4 protein-coding genes are annotated in these 4,514 nt (G+C 60.5%); all 4 read left to right on the forward strand.

What is annotated here, in order from left to right; all coding sequences use genetic code 11:
• On the forward strand, positions 1 to 640 hold a 640-nt coding region (locus tag WCB02_RS18805), incomplete at its 5' end, for a branched-chain amino acid ABC transporter permease (protein WP_423960304.1).
• 15 nt (positions 641 to 655) lie between these two features.
• Positions 656 to 1,879, forward strand: a complete 1,224-nt coding sequence (locus tag WCB02_RS18810) for an ABC transporter substrate-binding protein (RefSeq protein ID WP_423960306.1) — start codon at positions 656 to 658, stop codon at positions 1,877 to 1,879.
• Positions 1,880 to 2,056: 177 nt separating this feature from the next.
• Positions 2,057 to 3,286 carry an ABC transporter substrate-binding protein gene (locus WCB02_RS18815; RefSeq protein WP_423960307.1) on the forward strand — a complete coding sequence of 410 codons (1,230 nt, stop codon included), beginning with the start codon at positions 2,057 to 2,059 and terminating at the stop codon, positions 3,284 to 3,286.
• Between the two features lie 223 nt (positions 3,287 to 3,509).
• On the forward strand, positions 3,510 to 4,514 hold a 1,005-nt coding region (locus tag WCB02_RS18820; protein ID WP_423960308.1), incomplete at its 3' end, for an ABC transporter substrate-binding protein.

Below are 4,514 nucleotides of genomic sequence, written 5' to 3' on the forward strand. Positions count from 1 at the left end.
CGGCGTCTATCTGGCGCTGGCGACCTTCGCGCTGGCGACCGCGATGCCGCAACTGCTCAAGCTCAACGTCTTCGAACCCTGGACCGGCGGCGTGCAGGGCCTCGTGGTCGACAAGCCGGACGCGCCGTTCGGCCTGCCGATGTCACAGGACATGTGGCTGTATTATTTCACGCTCGCGATCACGCTCGCGATCTACATCTTCTCGGTCAACCTCTTGAAGTCGCGCTCCGGGCGCGCCTTCATGGCAATCCGCGACAATGAGATCGCGGCGTCGGCGATGGGCATCGACGTCGCGTTGTACAAGACGCTGGCGTTCGGCGTCTCGGCCGGCATCACCGGCGTCGCCGGCGGGCTCGGGGCGATCGCGGTGCAGTTCGTCGCGCCCGACAGCTACACCATCACGCTCGCGATCGCGCTGTTCCTCGGCATGGTGGTCGGCGGCGTCGGCTGGCTGCCGGGGTCGATCATCGGCTCCGCCTTCATCATTTTCGTGCCGAACATCGCGGAAAATGTTTCCAAGGGGCTATCCGGCGCGGTATTCGGCGTGCTCCTGTTCATGGTCATCTATCTCGTCCCGCACGGAGCGAGGCAGATTGCGATGGTCGGCCAGCGGCTGGCTGGCAAGCTTCGGAAGAATTGAGGAGAGATCTGAATCATGAATTGCAGCCGACGATTAGGTCTCGCCGCGGTTGCGACGGCGGTCATTGCATTCAATTCGGGCGCGGCACTCGCCCAGAAGAAATATGACACCGGCGCCACCGATACCGAGATCGTGATCGGCAACATCATGCCCTACAGCGGGCCCGCGTCCGCCTACGGCGTGATCGGCAAGACCGAACAGGCCTATTTCAACAAGATCAACATCGAGGGCGGCATCAACGGCCGCAAGATCAAGTTCATCAGCTACGACGACGGCTACAGCCCGCCCAAGGCGGTGGAGCAGGCGCGCAAGCTGGTCGAAAGCGACGAGGTGCTCCTGATCTTCAACTCGCTCGGCACGCCCTCGAACTCGGCGATCGAAAAATACATGAACGCCAAGAAGGTACCGCAGCTGTTCGTCGCCACCGGTGCCAGCAAGTGGAACGATCCGAAGGACTTTCCATGGACCATGGGCTGGCAGCCGAGCTACCAGAACGAGGCGCACATCTATGCGAAATACCTCATCAAGGAGAAGCCCGACGCCAAGATCGGCGTGCTCTACCAGAACGACGATTTCGGCAAGGACTATCTGAGGGGCCTGAAGGACGCGCTCGGCGCCAAGTCGTCGATGATCACTGCCGAAGAAGGCTACGAGACCTCGGAGCCTACGATCGACGACCACATCGTCAAGCTCAAGGCCTCCGGCGCTGACGTCTTCATCTCGATCACGACGCCGAAATTCGCCGCGCAAGCGATCAAGAAGCTTGCCGAGATGGACTGGCATCCACTGCATATCGTCTCCAACGTCTCGGCCTCGGTCGGCGGCGTCATCAAGCCCGCGGGCTTCGAGAACGCGCAAGGCATCCTGTCGGCCGCCTACGCCAAGGACGGCGCCGATCCGCAATGGGACAACGATCCCGGCATGAAGAAGTTTTTTGCCTTCCTCGACAAGTACGACCCCGACGCCAACCGCCTCGACGGCTCGGTGGTCTACGGCTATGGCGCGGCGCAGACCATGGTGAAGGTGCTGCAGATGTGCGGCGACGATCTGACGCGGGAGAACGTCATGAAGCAGGCCGCGAGCCTGAAGGATTTCGAGCCCGACACGCTGCTGCCGGGCATCAAGATCAACACCTCGCCGAGCGATTTCGCCCCGATCAAGCAGCTGCAGATGATGCGGTTCAAGGGCGAGAAATGGGACCTGTTCGGCGCCATCATGAGCGGCGATCTCAGCAACTAGGGCTTTCGTTCACGGCTTCTTGAACCGTCATCTTCGACTAAATGACGCCCCCCGCGAGCCGCTCGCGGGGGGCTTTTTCTTGCTGCCATTCCGCCGCGGGTATTGAATGCCGGCTGGAGCCCGCGACGCGCTCCCAATCAGAAAAATCGACACATCATCAGATCAAGGGAGATCCAAATGCCTGCCATCCATATGCGATCGGGGCTGCTGCTTTCGGCTGCCCTCGCGATCCTCGCGGCGACCGCGGCCATTGCCGCCGAGAAGAAGTACGATGTCGGCGCCACCGACACCGAAATCAAGATCGGCAACATCATGCCCTACAGCGGCCCGGCGTCGGCCTATGGCGTGATCGGCAAGACCGAACAGGCCTATTTCAACAAGGTCAACGCCGAGGGCGGCATCAACGGCCGCAAGATCAATTTCATCTCCTATGACGACGGCTACAGCCCGCCGAAGACGGTCGAACAGGCGCGCAGGCTGGTCGAGAGCGACAATGTGCTGTTGATCTTCAATTCGCTCGGCACGCCGCCGAATTCCGCAATCCAGAAATACATGAACACGAACAAGGTGCCGCAGCTGTTCGTCGCCACCGGCGCCACCAAGTGGAACGATCCGAAGCAGTTTCCCTGGACCATGGGCTGGCAGCCAAGCTACCAGAGCGAGGCGCACATCTATGCGAAGTACATCCTGAAGGAAAAGCCCGATGCCAGGATTGCGGTGCTCTATCAGGACGACGACTACGGCAAGGACTACCTGAAGGGATTGAAGGACGGCCTCGGCGCCAAGGCGGCCTCGATGATCGTGGCGGAGGAAAGCTATGAGACCTCCGAACCGTCCATCAACGACCACATCGTCAAGCTGAAGGCCACCGGCGCCGACGTGTTCTTCGACGTCACCACGCCGAAATTCGCAGCGCAGGCGATCAAGGAGGCCGCGGAGATCGAATGGAAGCCGTTGCACTTTCTCAACAACGTTTCGGCCTCGATCGGCAGCGTGATCGAGCCGGCCGGCATGGAAAAGGCGCAAGGCATCATCTCGTCGGCCTATCTGAAGGATACCTCCGACCCGCAGTGGAACAACGATCCCGGGATGAAAGCCTTCGACGCGTTTCTCCTGAAATACTTCCCCGACGGCAACCGGATCGACGCCTCGGTGATGTACGGCTATACCGTCGCACAGAACTTGGTCTATGTCCTGAAGAACTGCGGCGATGATCTCACCCGCGAGAACGTGATGAAGCAGGCAGCCAACATCCACGGCCTCAAGCTGGGCGGCCTGTTGCCCGGCATCACGGTGAATACCAGCGCCACCGACTTCGCGCCGATCTCGCAGCTGCAACTGATGAAGTTCGAGGGCCGGCGCTGGGATCTGTTCGGCGACATCATCTCCGGCGATGTCAGTGGTTGATGCCCTGCCGAGATGATTGTCGACAAGTGCGAAAAGCCCCTGCGGCGGCGCCGCAGGGGCTTTCTGTTGTGATGGCCGGACGGAAATGATATCGACTTGCAACTTAGGACCTGCAAGTCAAGCCTTGAAACTAAAGAGCTGCAACTAAAGACCTGCAATCCAAAAAGAGCTTCCGGCAAGGCGGCCAGACCCATCACCGGCATGTACCATAGGGAGAAACGCAATGCCTGTCATCGCCAAGCGTCTGGCCATAGCCTCGGCCGCGCTCGTCCTGCTTGCTGCATCGAGCGGCGCAGCGCTCGCGCAAAAGAAATACGACACCGGCGCCACCGACACCGAGATCAAGATCGGCAACATCATGCCCTATAGCGGGCCGGCGTCCGCCTATGGCGTGATCGGCAGGACCGAGGCCGCCTACTTCAAGGCAATCAACGAGGCCGGCGGCATCAACGGCCGCAAGATCAACTTCATCTCCTATGACGACGCCTATAGCCCGCCGAAAGCGGTCGAGCAGGCGCGCAAGCTGGTCGAGAGCGACGAGGTGCTGCTCGTCTTCAATCCGCTGGGCACGCCGTCGAACTCGGCAATTCAGAAATACATGAACGCCAAGAAGGTCCCGCAACTGTTCGTCGCCACCGGCGCCACCAAATGGAACGATCCCAAGGAATTTCCGTGGACCATGGGCTGGCAGCCGAGCTACCAGAGCGAAGCCCATATCTATGCGAAGTACATCCTGCAGGAGAAGCCCGGCGCCAGGATCGCGGTGCTCTATCAGAATGACGATTACGGCAAGGATTATCTCAAGGGACTGAAGGACGGGCTCGGCGCCAAGGCCGCCTCGATGATCATCGCGCAAGAGAGCTACGAGACTTCCGAGCCCTCGATCGACGACCACATCGTCAAGCTGAAATCGTCGGGCGCCGACGTATTCATGGACATCACGACGCCGAAATTCGCAGCGCAAGCGATCAAGAAGGTCGCCGAGCTCGAATGGAGGCCGCTCCATCTGCTCAACAATGTCGGCGCCTCGGTCGGCAGCGTGATCAGGCCCGCCGGATATGCCAACGCGCAAGGCATCGTCTCGGCGGCTTACCTCAAGGACGCCTCTGATCCGCAATGGGACAATGACCCCGGGATGAAGCAATTCTTGGCGTTTCTGGCCAAGGATTTTCCGGAAGCCAACAAGCTCGACGGTTCGGTCATCGTCGGCTACGGCGTGGCGCAGACC

The organism is Bradyrhizobium sp. (assembly GCF_049581145.1).
GTDB lineage: Bacteria > Pseudomonadota > Alphaproteobacteria > Rhizobiales > Xanthobacteraceae > Bradyrhizobium.